The organism is Rufibacter roseolus, assembly GCF_017916365.1.
Taxonomy (GTDB): Bacteria; Bacteroidota; Bacteroidia; order Cytophagales; family Hymenobacteraceae; genus Nibribacter; species Nibribacter roseolus.
Genome location: NZ_JAFMSU010000003.1, coordinates 664,244 through 679,989, shown reverse-complemented (window position 1 = coordinate 679,989; position 15,746 = coordinate 664,244). Strand labels below are relative to the sequence as shown.

11 protein-coding genes are annotated in these 15,746 nt (G+C 51.2%); 1 reads left to right on the top strand and 10 read right to left on the bottom strand.

Translation table 11 applies throughout. The features are described from left to right. Positions 1-40 precede the first annotated feature (40 nt). The 7 genes from J3P35_RS18665 to J3P35_RS18635 form a co-directional block, all read right to left on the bottom strand. Positions 41-2,491, bottom strand: coding sequence for a TonB-dependent receptor domain-containing protein (locus J3P35_RS18665; protein WP_210466273.1), 2,451 nt, complete (start codon positions 2,489-2,491; stop codon positions 41-43). A 364-nt stretch (positions 2,492-2,855) separates the two neighbouring features. After that, on the bottom strand, positions 2,856-5,378 hold the full coding sequence (locus tag J3P35_RS18660; RefSeq protein WP_210466272.1) for a TonB-dependent receptor domain-containing protein: 2,523 nt from the start codon (positions 5,376-5,378) through the stop codon (positions 2,856-2,858). A 287-nt stretch (positions 5,379-5,665) separates the two neighbouring features. Beyond that, a complete protein-coding gene (locus J3P35_RS18655) occupies positions 5,666-6,580 on the bottom strand; it encodes a carboxypeptidase-like regulatory domain-containing protein (protein WP_210466271.1) in 915 nt (304 codons plus the stop codon). 312 nt (positions 6,581-6,892) lie between these two features. Then, positions 6,893-9,427 (bottom strand): TonB-dependent receptor domain-containing protein, encoded by a 2,535-nt coding sequence (locus tag J3P35_RS18650; RefSeq protein ID WP_210466270.1) that lies wholly within the window; start codon positions 9,425-9,427, stop codon positions 6,893-6,895. 367 nt (positions 9,428-9,794) lie between these two features. Continuing rightward, the gene (locus J3P35_RS18645) at positions 9,795-10,559 is read right to left on the bottom strand and encodes a LuxR C-terminal-related transcriptional regulator (protein WP_210466269.1); all 765 of its coding nucleotides are present in this window, start codon (positions 10,557-10,559) and stop codon (positions 9,795-9,797) included. Positions 10,560-10,850: 291 nt separating this feature from the next. Further along, positions 10,851-11,174: a 2Fe-2S iron-sulfur cluster-binding protein gene (locus J3P35_RS18640; protein WP_210466268.1), complete on the bottom strand. Its 324-nt coding sequence runs from the start codon at positions 11,172-11,174 to the stop codon at positions 10,851-10,853. Between the two features lie 4 nt (positions 11,175-11,178). Continuing rightward, entirely contained in the window at positions 11,179-12,192 is a 1,014-nt protein-coding gene (locus tag J3P35_RS18635) for an NAD(P)/FAD-dependent oxidoreductase (RefSeq protein WP_210466267.1), read from the bottom strand. Between the two features lie 194 nt (positions 12,193-12,386). Here J3P35_RS18635 and lgt point away from each other — a divergent pair, with 194 nt between their 5' ends. Next, entirely contained in the window at positions 12,387-13,217 is an 831-nt protein-coding gene (gene lgt, locus J3P35_RS18630) for a prolipoprotein diacylglyceryl transferase (protein WP_210466266.1), read from the top strand. A 111-nt stretch (positions 13,218-13,328) separates the two neighbouring features. On the opposite strand, the gene J3P35_RS18625 is transcribed toward lgt, so the two are convergent. The 3 genes from J3P35_RS18625 to J3P35_RS18615 form a co-directional block, all read right to left on the bottom strand. Beyond that, positions 13,329-14,195 (bottom strand): hypothetical protein, encoded by an 867-nt coding sequence (locus J3P35_RS18625; protein WP_210466265.1) that lies wholly within the window; start codon positions 14,193-14,195, stop codon positions 13,329-13,331. 193 nt (positions 14,196-14,388) lie between these two features. After that, entirely contained in the window at positions 14,389-14,967 is a 579-nt protein-coding gene (gene msrB / locus J3P35_RS18620; RefSeq protein WP_246850358.1) for a peptide-methionine (R)-S-oxide reductase MsrB, read from the bottom strand. A gap of 225 nt (positions 14,968-15,192) precedes the next feature. Continuing rightward, positions 15,193-15,744: a metal-dependent hydrolase gene (locus J3P35_RS18615; protein ID WP_210466264.1), complete on the bottom strand. Its 552-nt coding sequence runs from the start codon at positions 15,742-15,744 to the stop codon at positions 15,193-15,195. Positions 15,745-15,746 lie beyond the last annotated feature (2 nt).

Sequence of the window (15,746 nt, the reverse complement as noted above, 5' to 3'; positions counted from 1 at the left end):
GTTTTCAGAAAAAAGCGTTAAATCAGCGGGGTTAACCTTCTTATTTACCGCCGCTCAGGGCATCATCGTTCTCAATAGTTTTCTTCTGCTTCTGGCTGGCCTGCATCTTCCCGAAAGTCCAGTCAAAACCGATTCTGAAGGTGCGGTTGTAGTTGATGTTCTGGACGGCCTGCTCGTAGCTAGGGGTCACCACGGTGTACTTGAAGTTGATGGTGCTGCTGAACGGGTTGTTCACCCCGAAACTGATGGAGCCTTTATCTTTCATCACTTTCTTGCGCAAAGAGAAACCGGTATAATAGTTCTCCCCGATATTCACCTGCAACATTTTGCTCCTGGAGTTGTAGCCGGCGTTGGCTTGGGCAGTCAGGCCTTTGCCAAACTCATAGCTGGTGTTCAGGTTCAGGTTGTACTGCAGCCCCTCTCTTTTCTGGCTATTGTCTTCCATCATCACATAATTCAGGTTCAGGCTCGGGCTAATGGTCCAAGCGGGCATTGGCTTGGTGGCACCAGATAGGCTGAGACCGTACACCTTGTTCTTCCCGATGTTATCGTGGGTAATCAGCAGGACCTCGCGCAGTTGGTTGTTCACCACCAGTTGCTCGGGCGCCAATACCTGCTGGATGGAGTTGTCTGTTTGACGCAGAAACAGTGAGGCATTGATGGAGGTAGTCTTGAAATAGGTATTGTAGCTCACCTCATAGGCGTGGGTCAACTCGGCATCCAGGGTGGGGTTGCCGCGGTACCCGAAGTTGAAGTCCTCCAGCTGCAGGAAAGGGTTCAGGGAATAAATCTGAGGCCGCTGGATGCGCTGGGTGTAGCTTACCCGTACGGTATGGATGGTGTCAATGGTGCGCGAAATGCTCAGGCTGGGAATCACGTTCTGGTAGGCATCTTTGAAAGCGCTTCTTACCAGTTGGGTTTCTTTGGCGGCATCGTTCCATTGGGAGTTCAGGAACACGCCATTGATGCTTGTGTGCTCATAGCGGGTACCCAGGTTCACCTCGAATTTCTTCAGCTGGAAAGCATAGGTAGCGTAGGCCGCCTTTACATTTTGGTCATAGTCAAAGTTGTTGATGACCGTAGAATCTGTCTGGGTGGGGAACGTGTAGGCGTAGGTGGTGCGGCTATGTGCATCCCGGAAGATGGCTTTGGCACCCAGTTCCAGTTTGCCGCCGTTCTTGTAGGTTTGGGTGTAATCCACCTGCAGGGTTTTCTCCTCGCTGGGCGAGGTGTTGTCGTTTACCTGGCGCTGTACCAAGGGCGCCTCGGGGGAGTAGAGCAGGTTATTGTAAAGGTCATTTGACTCGTTGTGGTTCAACTGGGCCAGGAAAGTCAGTTCCTGCTTGGGCTTAAAGGTGCGGGTGTACCCGAAGTTCACATCGTAGCCACCGCCGTTCCAGGGATTTCTCAGGTCTGAGTACGCCACCGGAAGTTGCTCAGAACCCGCGCCCCGGTTCAGGGTGGTCTGGAAGCCGGAGCCCGAGAAATAGTTGCGGCGGGTAGAGACACCCAGGTTAAAGGCGTTCAAGGTATCCGGGTCGAAGGTGAGTTCCGCTTTGGCGTAGAACCCGTGGTTCAGAGAAAGATTGCGGCTTTCCTGCTGCAGGGTAGACTGACCTTCGCTGGTGCGGTTAACCACGTTCATTCTGCGTTGGTTGTTATCATAGCCGCTCAGGCTGGTGCTCAGCCCAAATTTGCCCTTCTTGATGTTCAGGCTGCCATTCACGTTCCGGTACCGGCTGCCCAGAGAAAGGCTGGCCTTGCCGTTCACGCCCTGCAGGCTGTTCTTTTTGGTGATGATGTTGATGATGCCCGCCGTACCCTCAGCATCATACTTCGCCGATGGGCTGGTGATGACCTCAATGCTCTTGATGATATCCGCCGGAATCTGTTTGAGGGCATCGGCTAAGTTGTTGGCCAGGATGCTGGAGGGTTTGCCGTCCATGAGCACCTTGAAATTGGCGCTGCCGCGCAGTTGCACGTTGCCGTCTCCGTCTACCGTTACCGAGGGCACTTTCCGCAGCACCTCTGAGGCGGTGGTTCCCTGGTTGCTGATGTCCTGCTCGGCGTTGTACACCAATCGGTCTCCTTTGTCTTCAATGAGGGCTTTCTGGCCTACCACGGTCACTTCCTGCAATTTGGTGGCATTTGACCGCAGGCTGATGCTGGGAAAGGTGACTTCCTGTTTATCGCCTGAAATGGTGAAAGAAGGCAAAGAACTGGTAGCGTAGCCCATGTAACTCACGGAAAGGGCGTAGGTACCGTACGTCACTTTGGTGAAGCTGAAACTGCCTTTTTCATCGGTGATGGTGCCATCTACGGGTTTGCCGGTGGAGGTGCTGGTAAGCGTAACGGTGGCAAACGCTACGGGCTTGGTGGAAACGGAGTCCAGCACCTGGCCTGAGATTTTACCGGTTTGGACCTGGGCCCGCAGGGGAGAGGCTATGGTTAGAAAAAGGAAGAACAGAGAAGCAAGGAGAGAGAGACGCATCGGGATTTCTTTTGCAGGTTTAGGGTGTATTACATCAGGTTCACAGGGACGCACTTCTTCCATCCGCCGCTACCGCCTGGTAGCCGCGCCGTGAGGAAAATGGCATCTGTAGTGGGATTTGGTAAGCAGTTGATGCGCGCAACTGTCTATTAGATGTGAGACCTGCCCAAGCGGTTGCCTGAGGTTGCAAACTTTTTTTGTTTCTGTGCTATTTCCCAGAAAACAGGCTGAAAGCGGCGGTTCTGTGTCGGGGCAAAAGTGGGCAGGAGAGAACTCAGGCGAGGACAGCAGATTTCAGAAACTGAAAAGGCAAAAAAAGAAGCACCCCGTAAAGGATGCTTCTGCTAAGCTGAATAAAGGTCCTTTAATTGCCCTCTCCGCCTTTGGCGTCATCGTTGCGGATGGACTTGCTGCGGCGCGGCTTCTGGTTCATCTCCATTTTCCCGAAACGGTATGAGAAACTCACCCGCACGTTGCGGCTGTAATTCTGGTTAAGGCTGTGCTGCTCAAACGTAGTGCTCCGCAAATCAGAAGTAAACCGGATGGTCTTGGAAAACGGATTGTCCACGCCCAGGCTCAGACTGCCTTTCTTGTCCCAAAGCTGTTTCCGGATGCTGAAGCTAGAGTAGTAGTAGCCCGAGAATTTGCCCTGTATCGTAGGCCTTGGCGAGCTGTAATTCCCGAAGAACTGCACCGCCAGGTCTTTCCCGAAATCATAGCTGGAGTTGAGGCTGGTGCTGTACTGCATGGCCGAGTTGCTTTGGAGCGTACTCTTGAGGGTAATGTAGTTCAGGTTGAAAGAGCCCCCGATGGTCCACTTAGGCATGGGTTTGGTGTTCCCCGAAAAACTCAGGCCATAGGTAGCGTTCTTCCCGATGTTCTGGTAGGTGTTGTAAGAGACACCGGGCTGTTGCCAGGTACCATCCAGCACGGGCAAAGCACCTTCGTCGCCCACAATCCTCCGGATAGATTCAATGGCGTTATTGGTCTGGCGCAGGTATAAAGACACGTTCACCGAGCTGGTCTTGAAGTAGTTGCTATAACCCAACTCATAGGCATGCGACAACTCCGGCTCCAACTCAGGGTTCCCGAACGACACGTTCTTGGCGTCTATGATATTCACGTATGGGTTCAGATACCAGATTTGCGGCCGCTGGATGCGCTGGGTATACCCCACCCGCACGGTCTGGCTTTTGAAGTTGCGGGAAATGAGGATGTTGGGGATGAAATTGTAGTAGTTGTCGGTAAATGGGTCTTGGTAGGGCTGGATGTACTTGCCGTCAATGGCCGTGTACTCAAAGCGAGCACCTGATTTCACGTTGTAGTTTTTGAGCAGTTTGAAGCCGTAAGAAGCGTAGGTAGAGTACACATCCTGGTCATAGGAGAACTCATTGGGCCGCAGTTCCTCCGCGCCAGTAGACAACCTGAGCCTGCGGTACATCGCGTCACTCTCGGCGTGCCGCAGGATGCCTTTGGTGCCCACCTCCAACTGGGTTTTGTTCCGGAATGGATGCACGTAATCTACCTGGAACGTCACCTCGCGGTTGGTACCGTCGTTGGTGTTGCGCAGGAGCGTGTCCAAGGTGTAGTTCTGGTTCAGGAAAATGTCCTGGTCTGAAGAGCTGTTGTTCTTTCCCTTGTTCCATTGGGCCAGCACCGATAATTCCTGCTGCGGCTTGAAGATGTGGGTGTAGCCAATGTTTGCGTCTATAGAGGCATTCTTGCTGGCGCCCCTCAGGTCATTCTCAATCTGCTGAAGGCCAGCGGGGTCTCTGGTCAGAGAGTTCTGGTAACCTTGATTGTGGAAATTACCCCGGTAAATATTAACGCCTGCGTTGATGCTGTTGGAAGAGTCCAGGTCGGCGTCAAAACCAATTTGCCCAAACACCCCGCCGCCGCGCCGTTTAGATTCCCCCATCTGGTCCAGGAAAGTATCAAATTTCTCTAGGTTGGCTTTGCTTTTGGTGGAGCGGTGTAGTTCGCTGTCGTTTTGGTTGTTGTACTGCTGGTGGGTGCCCAAACTGGCGTTGAAGCCCACTTTGCCGCGCCGAACGTTCACGTTGCCGTTTCCGCTGGAGTTCCGGTTACCTACCGAGGTGCTCACGCTTCCGTTCACGCCGTACAGCGTGTTCTTCTTAGTGATGATGTTGATGATACCGGCCGTACCTTCCGCATCATACTTGGCTGAGGGGCTGGTGATGACCTCCACGGTTTTAATCATGTCTGACGGAATCTGCTTCAAGGCATCGGCCACGCTGTTGGCCATGATGCTGGAGGGCTTGTTGTTGATGAGCACCCGCACGTTAGAAGAGCCGCGCAGTTGCACGTTGCCGTCCAAATCCACCGTGAGCGAAGGCACTTTCTTGAGCACGTCTGAGGCGTTGCCGCCAATGTTGGTGATGTCCTGCTCGGCGTTGTAGACCATGCGGTCAACCTTATCTTCCACCAGCGGTTTCTCGCCTACCACGGTCACTTCCTTTAGTTTGTTCTGGATGGGTTTCAAAACAATGCGGTCTATCACTACCTCGGGGTCTTTGTCTGAAACAATTATCCCGGTACGGGTAAAGCTTTCATAGCCAATAAAACTCACGCTAACCGAGTAGGTGCCATAAGCCACGCGGGACAAAGTGAAACGGCCCCGGTCATCGGTTACGGTGCCGTCAACGGGTTTGCCGGTGGCGGTGCTCACTAAAGAAACCGTGGCAAACTCCACGGGCTTGGTGGTGGTGGAATCAGTGACTACGCCGCTTATCTTCCCGGCTACCCTCTGCACGCCTCCACCTGCTGCGGCGGCTGTGGAAGGGGTGGGAACAAGGGAGGAATTTTGTGCCCGCAAAGAGGCCACAGTTGCCAGGCTAAGGCAGGCAATTAGTAAAGGGTGACGCATGAAGAGAGGGTGGAAAGATAGATAAAGGGTTGAACGATAGATTAATAGATAAAATAAATAATAGATAATTCGGTAATCTGGTATTTGAAAACGGTAAAATAAAAATCTGATATGGTAAAGAAGTTGCCTGTAGAGATAACTGCGGGTTAGACTTATTTTACAGGCAAGGGTTTAAATTACTTTCCAAAGACAAGCAAATAAAAACATGGTTGCATTGGCTATTTACAGCGCCTTTGTTTTAGGGCTGATTTTATTAAATGAAGGCTAAAACAGATGCAAGAATGTTATTAGTTTTGACGCTGAACTTCCACATTTATGCCCATTCCTAAAGGGGTTAATTTCTCCCATTTCGCCTGGCTGGCATCTTTATGATAAGTGGTATGGAAACCGGGTAAGGCGCCCGAAATAGTCAAGGCTAACGCTTCTTTTTTAGGCAGGCAGTCTATCCATTCTAAAGAAACCACAAAGTCATCTTCTGCATATATTCCATAGGGCTCCAGGTCAACCGTCATCCAGCCTCTTTTCTGGTTTTCAATGGTCACGTAAATGTCTTTGGGTGCCAGGTTCTGGAAGGGCAGGTTGTCTTTTATGGAATAAACGTTCACCCTGAATTTAACCAGGTCATATTTGTTCATAGTGAGGCAGAAGTTAAGCTTGTTCAGGAAGGCGGTTTTCTGCCCGTTTTTGATCAGGATGCCCATTTCATGCCCCAAGTTTTCATGCAGCGGGCGCTGCGCGATGGCAAAGTTGTGATGCACCATGGTGACCGGGCCAGCGTCTCCGCCCAGCTTCCTCGTCTTCCATTTCTTAAGATGAACGTCTACTTCCGCAAGCTGAACGGGTTTTGCATTTAGGCTAATAACGAGCTTGTTTTCCGGTGTACGGGCACGCAACAGGCTGGCGATTTTCACCTCTTTGGCCTCATACCCAATGGCGGAAATCCTGACCATTTCTCCCAGTTTTTCCGTGGGAATGGAGAAACTGAAATTCCCTTTCTCGTCTGAGATTGTGCCCTCTGAACCGTTTAAAACTCCTATGCTGGCATAAGCAATAGGCTGATCTGTTCCACTAGTGATGACAGTGCCCGAAAGGATTGTTTTCTCTCTTTTTACCAGAACGTCTGGCTCCCACGTAGGGAAAGTAAAGGAGCATAGAAAAAGAAATACACCAAAAAAAGACAGGGTTATGGAGGGTCGTTTCATGTCGGGGGAATCCTGAATAAGAAGGCCTCTTATTCAGGATTGTTGATTAAATATTGAATTGAATATTTGATTGTAATATTTTATAAAGGTTAAAAGTTTAGGCATTCTTCGGGCTTTAAGGCAGTATGATTATTCAACCTGAAGTATATAAGGCAAATTGTATATACAAGAAGTATATATTGAAAAAATAGCAAGAGGCTTTCTCTAGTTAGGGGCTTTTTTTCCAGAAGCAGGCTTAAAACGAACGGCAAAAAAGAAGGGCGATGACCTTGAAGCCATCGCCCTTTTTACCTTTATCACAGAGGCTAAAGTTTAATTCTGCACGCCGCCACCGTCGCCTTGTTTGGCGTCATCGTTGCGGATAGATTTTTTGCGCTTAGGCGGTCCTTGCTGCTGCATTTTCCCGAAGCGGTATTCAAAGGTTAATCTGAAGCCGCGGTTGTACTGGGTTACCAGAGACTCGGTTCTGAAGGGCAGGCCAGAGGTGATGCTTCTGCCAGACAATTCATTCTCAAATCTTAATGCTTCCCTAAACGGGTTGTCCATGCCTAAGCTCAGCGCACCTTTTTTCTCAAACAGCTCTTTCCGGATAGCCAGGTTGTGGTAAGAGAAAGAGGAAGCGATACCTTGCAGTTGAACCCTGTCTGAGTTGAAACCACCGGAGAACTGCGCGCTGATTCCTTTCCCGAAGGTATAGCCTGAGCTCACGTTGATGTTGTACATCCAGCCCGAGTTAGAGGCGAAAGGCGCGTTCAAGTCAACAAAATACAGGTTTAGGTTTCCGTTGATGTTCCAGGCCGGGATAGGCTTGGTCGAGCCAGAGATACTGGTGCCGTAAGTCTTGTTCTTGGCAATGTTGTTGAAGGTCACATAGGTGATCTCATCCACCACATCAGAAACAGACTCAATGGCGTTGTCAGTGACGCGCATGTACGCCGATACGTTGATGGAAGTGGTTTTGAAGAAGGTGCTGTAGTTTACCTCATAAGAATCGGTTAACTCAGCGTCCAGTCTTGGGTTACCGTACACGATCACGTTTGGTCCCTGTTGCTGGCGGTACGGGTTCAGGAAGAACAACTGCGGCCGCTGGATACGCTGGGTGAACGAGGTCCGGAGCTTCATGTTAGGCTTCAGGTCATAGGCCAAGGTGATGTTCGGGATGAAGTTGTCGTAGTTCGTGGTGAAGTCCTGCTCTGGGTTCGCAAAATTCCCGGCCACGTCGGTGTACTCATAGCGTCCGCCAAACTTCACCTGGGTTTTCTTGTTCAGGTTGAAGCCGTAAGACAGATAAGAAGCAATCACGTTCTGGTCATAAGAGAAGCCGCTGTTCTGGCCAGAGCCGTTATACAAAGACTCACTGGAAACATCACGCAGAATGCCTTTGGCCCCAACTTCCAGCAGGGTATTCTTAGGCATGGGGTGCGCGTAGTCGGCCTGGAAGGTAAGTTCCTTGTTCAGTCCTTCGTTTTCATTGAGCAGGGTAGAGCGCAAAGGACCTTCCACCTCGTACCGGGTCTGGTTTACGCTGTTGTCCTGGTCGGTTTGGCTGTAGAGCGCCAATAAAGTAAGTTCCTGCTGCGGCTTTTTGAAGAGGTGCGTATAGTCCAGGTTCAGGTCCATGCTCAACCGTTGGTTGTTGTTCTTCATGGACAGGTTGTATTCATCCACCAGCGTGGGTTCGCCAAAGCTAGTGCCGGCATCATTTTGCCCCGCCATGGTGTTCGTGGCCGATTGATGGGAACGCATCTTGAAGGAACCGGTATTCACCCTTATGCCCGCTGCCAGACTGTTCTTCTCGTCCAGGTCGTACTCCAGGCCTAACTGACCAAACCCGAACATGCCGTCTACGGTACTGGTACCTACCTGAGCCACATTGTTCTCAAATACCTGACCTGTATTCTGATCCCGGCTTTGGTTCATCTGGTTGATGTTCATGGCGCCTTTGCTGTAGAAGCGGTTCACGCCCGCATTCACGTTAATGCCCAGTTTCCCGTGCTTGATGCCTATGTTGCCGTTGCCGTTGCTGGCGCGGGTACCGCCGGTCAATGTCACCGATCCGGTTACGCCCTGCAGGCTGTTTTTCTTCGTGACGATGTTCACAATACCAGCGGTTCCTTCGGCGTCATACTTCGCTGAGGGGCTGGTGATGATCTCCACGGTCTTGATCACATCCGCAGGGATCTGCTTCAAGGCATCGGCTACGCTACCGGCCATTACCGTAGAAGGTTTGCCGTTGATAAGCACCCGCACGTTAGAGGAACCGCGCATCTGAATATTGCCGTCCTGGTCCAGAGACACGGAAGGTACCTTCTGCATCACATCGGCAGCGGTACCCCCGGCATTAGTGATGTCTTTTTCGGCGTTGTAGACCATGCGGTCCACTTTGTCTTCAATCAAAGGCTTTTCGCCTACTACAGTCACCTCCTGCAGCCTGGTCTGCGAGCCGCTTAGTTGTACGCGGTTCAGGTTCGCTTCCTGGTCATTAGCGGAGATGGTGATGTTCTTCAGTTCCTTGGTTTCGTAGCCAATGAAGCTGATGTTAAGGGTATAGGTGCCATTGGCTACCCGGTTCAGCGAGAAATGGCCTTTCTCATTGGTGACGGTACCGTCTACTGTTTTGCCGTTGGCTGCATTGATCAACGCGATGGTGGCAAACTCTACGGGCTTGCCGGAGATTGAATCTACAATGGTTCCGGTGATTTTACCGGTTCCCTGGGCAACTTGGGTAATGGCTCCAGCAGCCCCAGCGGGCGCTGCCTGTGGACGGGGAGAATTGACTGGGTTCTGCGCCCAAAGCGGGGCAGACGAGGCGCAGCTTAACAAGGTTAAGAGCAGAAGTTTTTTCATACAGAGTTTAGAGAAGGTAATTGCTTTTGCGGCTGACAAAGGTACTTAATGATTTGCGGTGCCAGAGATAAAGGTTGAAGGCAGTTCGCAGCGCATCAGTATTTATTCAGTTGAAGCATTAGTATGCCCGCCCCGGTGATTATTACAGCCCCAAAAACAAAAAGAAGGTTTTTAACAGAACCTTAACATTTTCACCAAAGGCTTTTAAGGGATAAGTGTCAGAAGGTTAGTTGTTTGCGGGCAGTGTTTAGTCCAGAAGGAAAGGACGCGGATAGGTTAATCCCAAAGGATAACCATCTGGCCTTGTTACTGGGCTGATTTCTGGAAAAGAGATGAAAAACAAGATTAACTGAAAGGCATCGCCAGCCTATAACCAACCTTCCCGCACTGCCCTTGCAATTAGTTCTGAGGTACTGGCAGCCCCGGTTTTGGCCAGCATGTTCTTGCGATGCGTATTCACGGTGTGCTGACTGATGTACAACTTCTCACTGATCTGGGAACTGGGGAACCCGGCAATGAGCAGAGACAGAATCTCTTTTTCCCTTTTGCTTAGCAGGTCGCGGTCTGGGGAGAAAATGTTCTTGGCGTGGACGTTGATGTAAGAGGGCTCCCCCTGCAACCCGATGTAGGAAAGCACGGGTATGCCTTCTTTCTTCAGGTGCGAGATGTCTGTGTGCACCCCCAAGGTCCGCAACACCCCTCCAGAAGCATCTACCTGGATAGGCAGGGCCTGCTGAAGAATGCGGAGGTACTCGCCGTTGGCCTTCTTGAGCCGGTAATCGTAGCGTATCTTGTACTTGAGGCTTCTGTCTGGCGGTAAACTAAGTAAGAAATCCTTGGCCGCCTCTTCATAATTTAGAAACCAGACCAGGTCATCGGGGTGAATTTTGTCAAGGATGAATGGGACCGTAACCTCCTCAGGGGCATAGCCCAAAACAGACAATACATTGTCGTGCACAAAGTCTACCTTGGCTTCGTGGCAGTTGAAAATGTAGTGATAGTAATCTCCTACCTGAAAGATGTTCAAGAGCTTTCTACGCACTTTCAGGTCAAATCTTAGCTCGGGAACGGTAGCTTCTTTTGAGATTTGTTTCCAGATTCTTTGCGCTTCTTCAAAAGCAGTAAGTGGCATTGTGAAGTTTTTTAGTATAAAATATTTTATATATCTACTTTTCTTAATTTTCCTCAAGGTACAACTTTGGGTGAAATATTATGCAAAGTAGGTTAGAGGAAATAATTAAAAATTTGTGTCGAAGCCATAAAAAGCTAAGCGTTGAAAAAGAAAATTCCTATTTAGAGACAAGTAAGTTATTAGTAATCGTTTGGTTTTGATCCATTTTTCGCAGAATAGCCCTAAAACAGAGAAGCCCCGACAAATGCAGGAGATGCATCGGCCGGGGCTTCAGTAAAAGGAGTGTACTTCTTAGTGATCAGACATCACCCGCAGGACCATTCCGTCTAACTCAGGGGTAACCCTTATCTGGCAAGAGAGGCGGCTGCCATCGCGCAGGTTGGGCAGGTTCTCTAGCATGTAGAGTTCATCGTCTGAGGGCTCAGGCAGGGCCGGGGCCTCCAGGAGTTCCACGTGGCAGGTAGCACACAGGGCCATGCCGCCGCAGGTAGCCAGGATATCGAACTCGTTCGCTTTCAAGGCTTCCATCAGGCTCAGGCCCATGTCTGTGGGTACGGGAACGGCCACGCGCTCGCCGGCTTGGTTCTCTACATAAACGGTGATGTCTTCTTGCATGTTGTTACAGGGTTGGCACTCCGTTTACGGTAGTGTATTTCAAAACGAATTTCTTGTCTGGGTAAATGTGGGAGTAAGCGCTCTGGGCCATAAGGGCGGCCTCATGGTAACCGCACAGAATCAGCTTCAGCTTGCCCGGGTACGTGTTGATATCCCCGATGGCATAGATGCCAGGTATGTTGGTGCTGTAATCCACGGTGTTCACCACAATGGCTGATTTCTCCAGTTCCAGACCCCAGTTCTCCAGCGGCCCCAACTTAGGCACCAACCCGAAGAGCGGGATAAAGTAATCCGTTTCAATCTGGTACGGCTCGGCTCCATCGGGGGCCAGGGTAACTGCTTTGAGTTGGCCGTTGCCGTGTACCTCGGTTACGTTAGATTTCAGGAGCAGGCGCATGTGGCCTTCCTCGGCCAGGCTGGCCACTTTCTCGGCAGATTCCGGGGCGCCTCTGAAGGTGGTACCCCGGTGTACCAGGGTAAGTTCTTTGGCAACATCGGCCAGGTAAATGGCCCAGTCCAGGGCAGAGTCACCACCGCCGGCCAGTACCACACGCTTGTCACGGTAGTGCTCTGGGTCCAGGATCATGTAGTTCACGCCTTTGCCGCCTTCAAAGTTGGCCAGGTTGTCAATGGCTGGTTTGCGGGGCTCAAAAGAACCCAGGCCGCCGGCAATCACCACCACCTTGCAATGGATCTCAGTTCCTTCGTTTGTCACCAGTCTGAAAGAACCATCTTCCAGTTTCTCCAGGTCCTCTACGCGCTCGCCCAGGGTGAAGGTAGGGTGGAAAGGAGCGATCTGCTCCATCTGGTTCTTGATCAGGTCGCCGGCTAGGATGGACGGGAAGCCCGGGATGTCATAGATGGGTTTCTTGGGGTAGATCTCTGAAAGCTGGCCGCCCACCTGAGGCAAGGCGTCTACCACGTGGCATTTCATTTTAAGAAGACCTGCTTCAAACACGGCAAAAAGCCCAACCGGCCCGGCGCCAATAATACAGATATCAGTAGTTACAGTTGACATAAATGGTATAGTAATTCACACAGGCAGTCTGGCTTCTGCTTTTCCGCCAATATAGGTGGTGCGCAAACGTTACACTTTATGGTTTGCGCCCACAAAGTAACATCATTTTCGGGTAAAGTGTTTCCTCAGAAGCAGAAGTGATTCTTGCCACTCCTAGATTAAATTGTAATTTTAGCCCCTCTAACCTGTTTTACATGCTGAATTTTATCACCTGGGACGTTTCCCCCGATATTTTTTCCCTTGGGCCGGTGACGGTACGCTGGTATGGTTTGCTCTTCGCGATGGCTTTTGTGCTCACGCAGCCTATTGAGAAATACATCTACCGCAAAGACGGCCGCACCGATGAAGACGTGGACATCCTGACCATGTACATGATCATTGGGACCGTGATTGGTGCGCGCCTGGGGCATTGCCTTTTCTATGATCCGGTGTATTACCTGTCTAACCCCCTGGAAATTTTTAAAATCTGGGAAGGCGGTCTGGCCAGCCACGGCGGTACCATTGGTATTCTGCTGTCACTGTATCTGTTCTGCCGCAAATATAAGTTCGATTACCTGTGGGTTCTGGACCGCATTGTGATTGTGACCGCGCTGGGCGGCGCCTGCATCAGGCTGGGGAACCTCATGAACTCAGAGATCATCGGGCGGCCCAGCGATGTGGCCTGGGCATTCAAGTTTGTGCGCAACAACGAACTGTTCAACGGAGTGCCGGCCTACGTAGACCCGCGCCATCCTACGCAGCTGTACGAGAGCCTTTTCTGTATTTTCCTGTTTATACTGCTATATACGCTATGGAAAAGAGGAGCGGGCCAGGTACGCGGACTTTTATTCGGGTTGTTTGTGACCTTGCTTTTCTCATTCCGTTTCCTGGTGGAGTTCCTGAAAGAAAATCAGGAGGAGTTTGAAAACGCCCTGCCATTGAACATGGGCCAGTGGCTGAGCATCCCGCTGGTGCTGGTGGGCATTGTGGTACTGTTCTACGCCATGAAACAGCCGCGCCAACCCAGCCGACCGGTGAAAGTTTAGCGGTTTTAAGCTTCTTTTCTTTATAATAGGCTTTAAACGCCGGGGCCTCGCAAGTACACTTGCGAGGCCCCGGCGTTTTTATGGGTTTTCTATCCTTGAGTGGGCAATTCGTTACAAGGCGTATCTGTAGAGGTTTCCTTCCTCGTTGGTGATGACCAGGTGCTGGTTATCTTTGAAAAGAACGGCCTCGGCCTGACCAATGGCGGGCAAATCCAGGACTTTGGGTGCCTGGGAGAAGAACTGGGTAGAGCCTTTGGCTACCGGGTATAGGTACAATTTTCCATAAGTCAGTACTGCCAGGTGACGCCCGTCGGGGCTGAGGTCAGCAGAGGTGACCAGGCCATTCAGTTCTTTCTTGCTCAGCAGGCGGGCGGTATGGGTGCCACCGTCATCAGGGAGGACATACAGTTTGGCGGTGCGCTCCGCACCACGGTCTTTGGAGATTAGGTACAGTTTGCCGTTTTGCCAGAAGAACGCCTCACAGTCAAAGTTGCGGTTTTCCTTGGCTATTTTCCCGGCCGGTAGGTCTTCATAGGTGAACTTGATCTGCTGCGCCTTAAACCCATTCTTCAACGATACTTTGTAGATGCACAGGTCTTTGCGTTTGTTGCTGTTGTTGCCCATGTCACCTATGTAGAGGTTGCCCTGGTTATCCTCGGCCAGGTCTTCCCAATCGGTGTTGGTGGCACCCTGGATGGTCACTTCCTGCAGCAGTTTGCCTTGCTCATTGATCTTGTAGAGAATGGGCGCGTTGCCGGCATCGTTGTGGGTCCAGTAGGTATTAGGCTTATCGGCGAGTTCCAGCCCGGAGCTTTCCACCACAGCGCCGGGCAACTTGGCCAGATGGGTGAGGGTGCTGGTTCCTGCGACCTTCACAGACGTATTCTCAGGGGCCTTGGCAGGGTAGTAACTGCTGAAAACAAAGGCGATGGGTAGTGCCAGAATTGGCCACAGATAAAGATGGGGGTTTCGTTTCATGTGGTCGTGTTGTAGGGTTGGTGCATGTGTTTTCCGGCCCGGCCGGAAATTTATTTAACGGAGCACAAGCCAAGGGGGTTTATGAAAATCCTATTTAGGCTATCTGTTTTCAAGCCGATTTTCCCAAAACAGGCTGAAAACAGAAACTCCGCAGCCGGGCAGACTGCGGAGTTTCCAGAAGGGTTTAGAAGGGTTAGTTTACCTGCAAACCGGCGGCCGGTTCAAAGTCCAGCGCGATGGAGTTCATGCAGTAGCGCTTGCCGGTAGGTGCGGGGCCATCATCGAAAAGATGACCCAGGTGCCCGTCGCAACGGCCGCAGAGCACCTCAATGCGTTCCATGCCGTAGGTGTGGTCTTCCTGGTAAATAACGGCGTTCTTTCTTATGGTCTCAAAGAAACTGGGCCAGCCGCAATCGCTCGCAAACTTGGCATCTGACTTGAAGAGTTTGTTTCCGCAGGCCGCGCAGTAGTAAGTGCCGCGGCCCGTGAAATTCCAGAGCTTGCCGCTGAAAGCCATCTCGGTGCCCTTCTTCCGGGAGACGTGGTACACCTCATTGGGGAGCACCTTTTTCCATTCGGCGTCTGAGACGTGCAGTTTGGTGGTATCGGTGCGGGAATAGTACGGGTTCTTGGCGTGCTGCGGGTCGCCAGCCTTTTGCTGGGTGGTTACCATGGGCGGAACTTGACTTTCCTGGCTTACTTTAGGAGCGGCCCGCTGGCAACTGAGCAGCGCCAGAAGCAAAACGGAATATAGCAATACGATGCGTTTCATAAGGATAAAATAGGAAGAATAGACTCTTTCTGATAAACTAAGCCTGATTCATCTGGCGTCTGTATGTACGGCAAACGCCCAAACGGTGGATTCTCTGTTTAAAGGCAGTTTTCTCCATAACGCATGTGAAGCCAGAAGAATTTCACTTCTGTTCTTCTGGACCGAATTCCTTTAAAAATGGTTTTTCAAATAGCGTCAAGCATCTTCTTTTCCACCATCGGTAAGCTAAGCCGAAGTCGTTTTTCGCCCTATTTTCCTGAAAAGGCCTGAAATCAAAAAGTATAGCAGGCACGGCAAACCCACCCACACCAGTTCGCTCTTGATCACGGCCAAGCCTTTCTCGCTGAAGAACCGCCCCGCCCCGATGGGTGACACCTGAATAGGCCGCCAAGGCAGAAAATAGCGCCCGTTATCAAAAGGGGAGAAGACGCCCACACCTAGGCCCCCGTTGGTCAAAGCATCCAGCAAGATATGGGAGGCCGTGCACAGAAAGAAGAACGCAATCAGTTTCAGGCCCCGGCTGCTGGTTAGGGGCACGTTGCGGTAGAAAGCAAGCTTCACCAGCATGCCCAGCAGCAGCGCAAATACCAGCGAATGGGAAAATCCCCGATGGCCCAGAAAGTGCTCATACGGAACCCCGAACTTGAACATCACCACATCGGCATCGGGGAGGATGGTGCAGAAGATGCCTAAAAATAGCAGTTTGCGCTTGTTTTCTTTCTGGGATCGTCTTCCCAGGGTGAAAGCCATCAAGGCATGGGCAAAGGCGGAAGCCATGT

Excerpts from the sequence above, each read along its gene's own strand:
- J3P35_RS18665 (WP_210466273.1), bottom strand. The coding sequence starts at position 2,491 with ATGCGTCTCTCTCTCCTTGCTTCTCTGTTCTTCCTTTTTCTAACCATA.
- J3P35_RS18660 (WP_210466272.1), bottom strand. The coding sequence starts at position 5,378 with ATGCGTCACCCTTTACTAATTGCCTGCCTTAGCCTGGCAACTGTGGCC.
- J3P35_RS18655 (WP_210466271.1), bottom strand. The coding sequence starts at position 6,580 with ATGAAACGACCCTCCATAACCCTGTCTTTTTTTGGTGTATTTCTTTTT.
- J3P35_RS18650 (WP_210466270.1), bottom strand. The coding sequence starts at position 9,427 with ATGAAAAAACTTCTGCTCTTAACCTTGTTAAGCTGCGCCTCGTCTGCC.
- J3P35_RS18645 (WP_210466269.1), bottom strand. The coding sequence starts at position 10,559 with ATGCCACTTACTGCTTTTGAAGAAGCGCAAAGAATCTGGAAACAAATC.
- J3P35_RS18640 (WP_210466268.1), bottom strand. The coding sequence starts at position 11,174 with ATGCAAGAAGACATCACCGTTTATGTAGAGAACCAAGCCGGCGAGCGC.
- J3P35_RS18635 (WP_210466267.1), bottom strand. The coding sequence starts at position 12,192 with ATGTCAACTGTAACTACTGATATCTGTATTATTGGCGCCGGGCCGGTT.
- lgt (WP_210466266.1), top strand. The coding sequence starts at position 12,387 with ATGCTGAATTTTATCACCTGGGACGTTTCCCCCGATATTTTTTCCCTT.
- J3P35_RS18625 (WP_210466265.1), bottom strand. The coding sequence starts at position 14,195 with ATGAAACGAAACCCCCATCTTTATCTGTGGCCAATTCTGGCACTACCC.
- msrB (WP_246850358.1), bottom strand. The coding sequence starts at position 14,967 with ATGAAACGCATCGTATTGCTATATTCCGTTTTGCTTCTGGCGCTGCTC.
- J3P35_RS18615 (WP_210466264.1), bottom strand. The coding sequence starts at position 15,744 with ATGGCTTCCGCCTTTGCCCATGCCTTGATGGCTTTCACCCTGGGAAGA.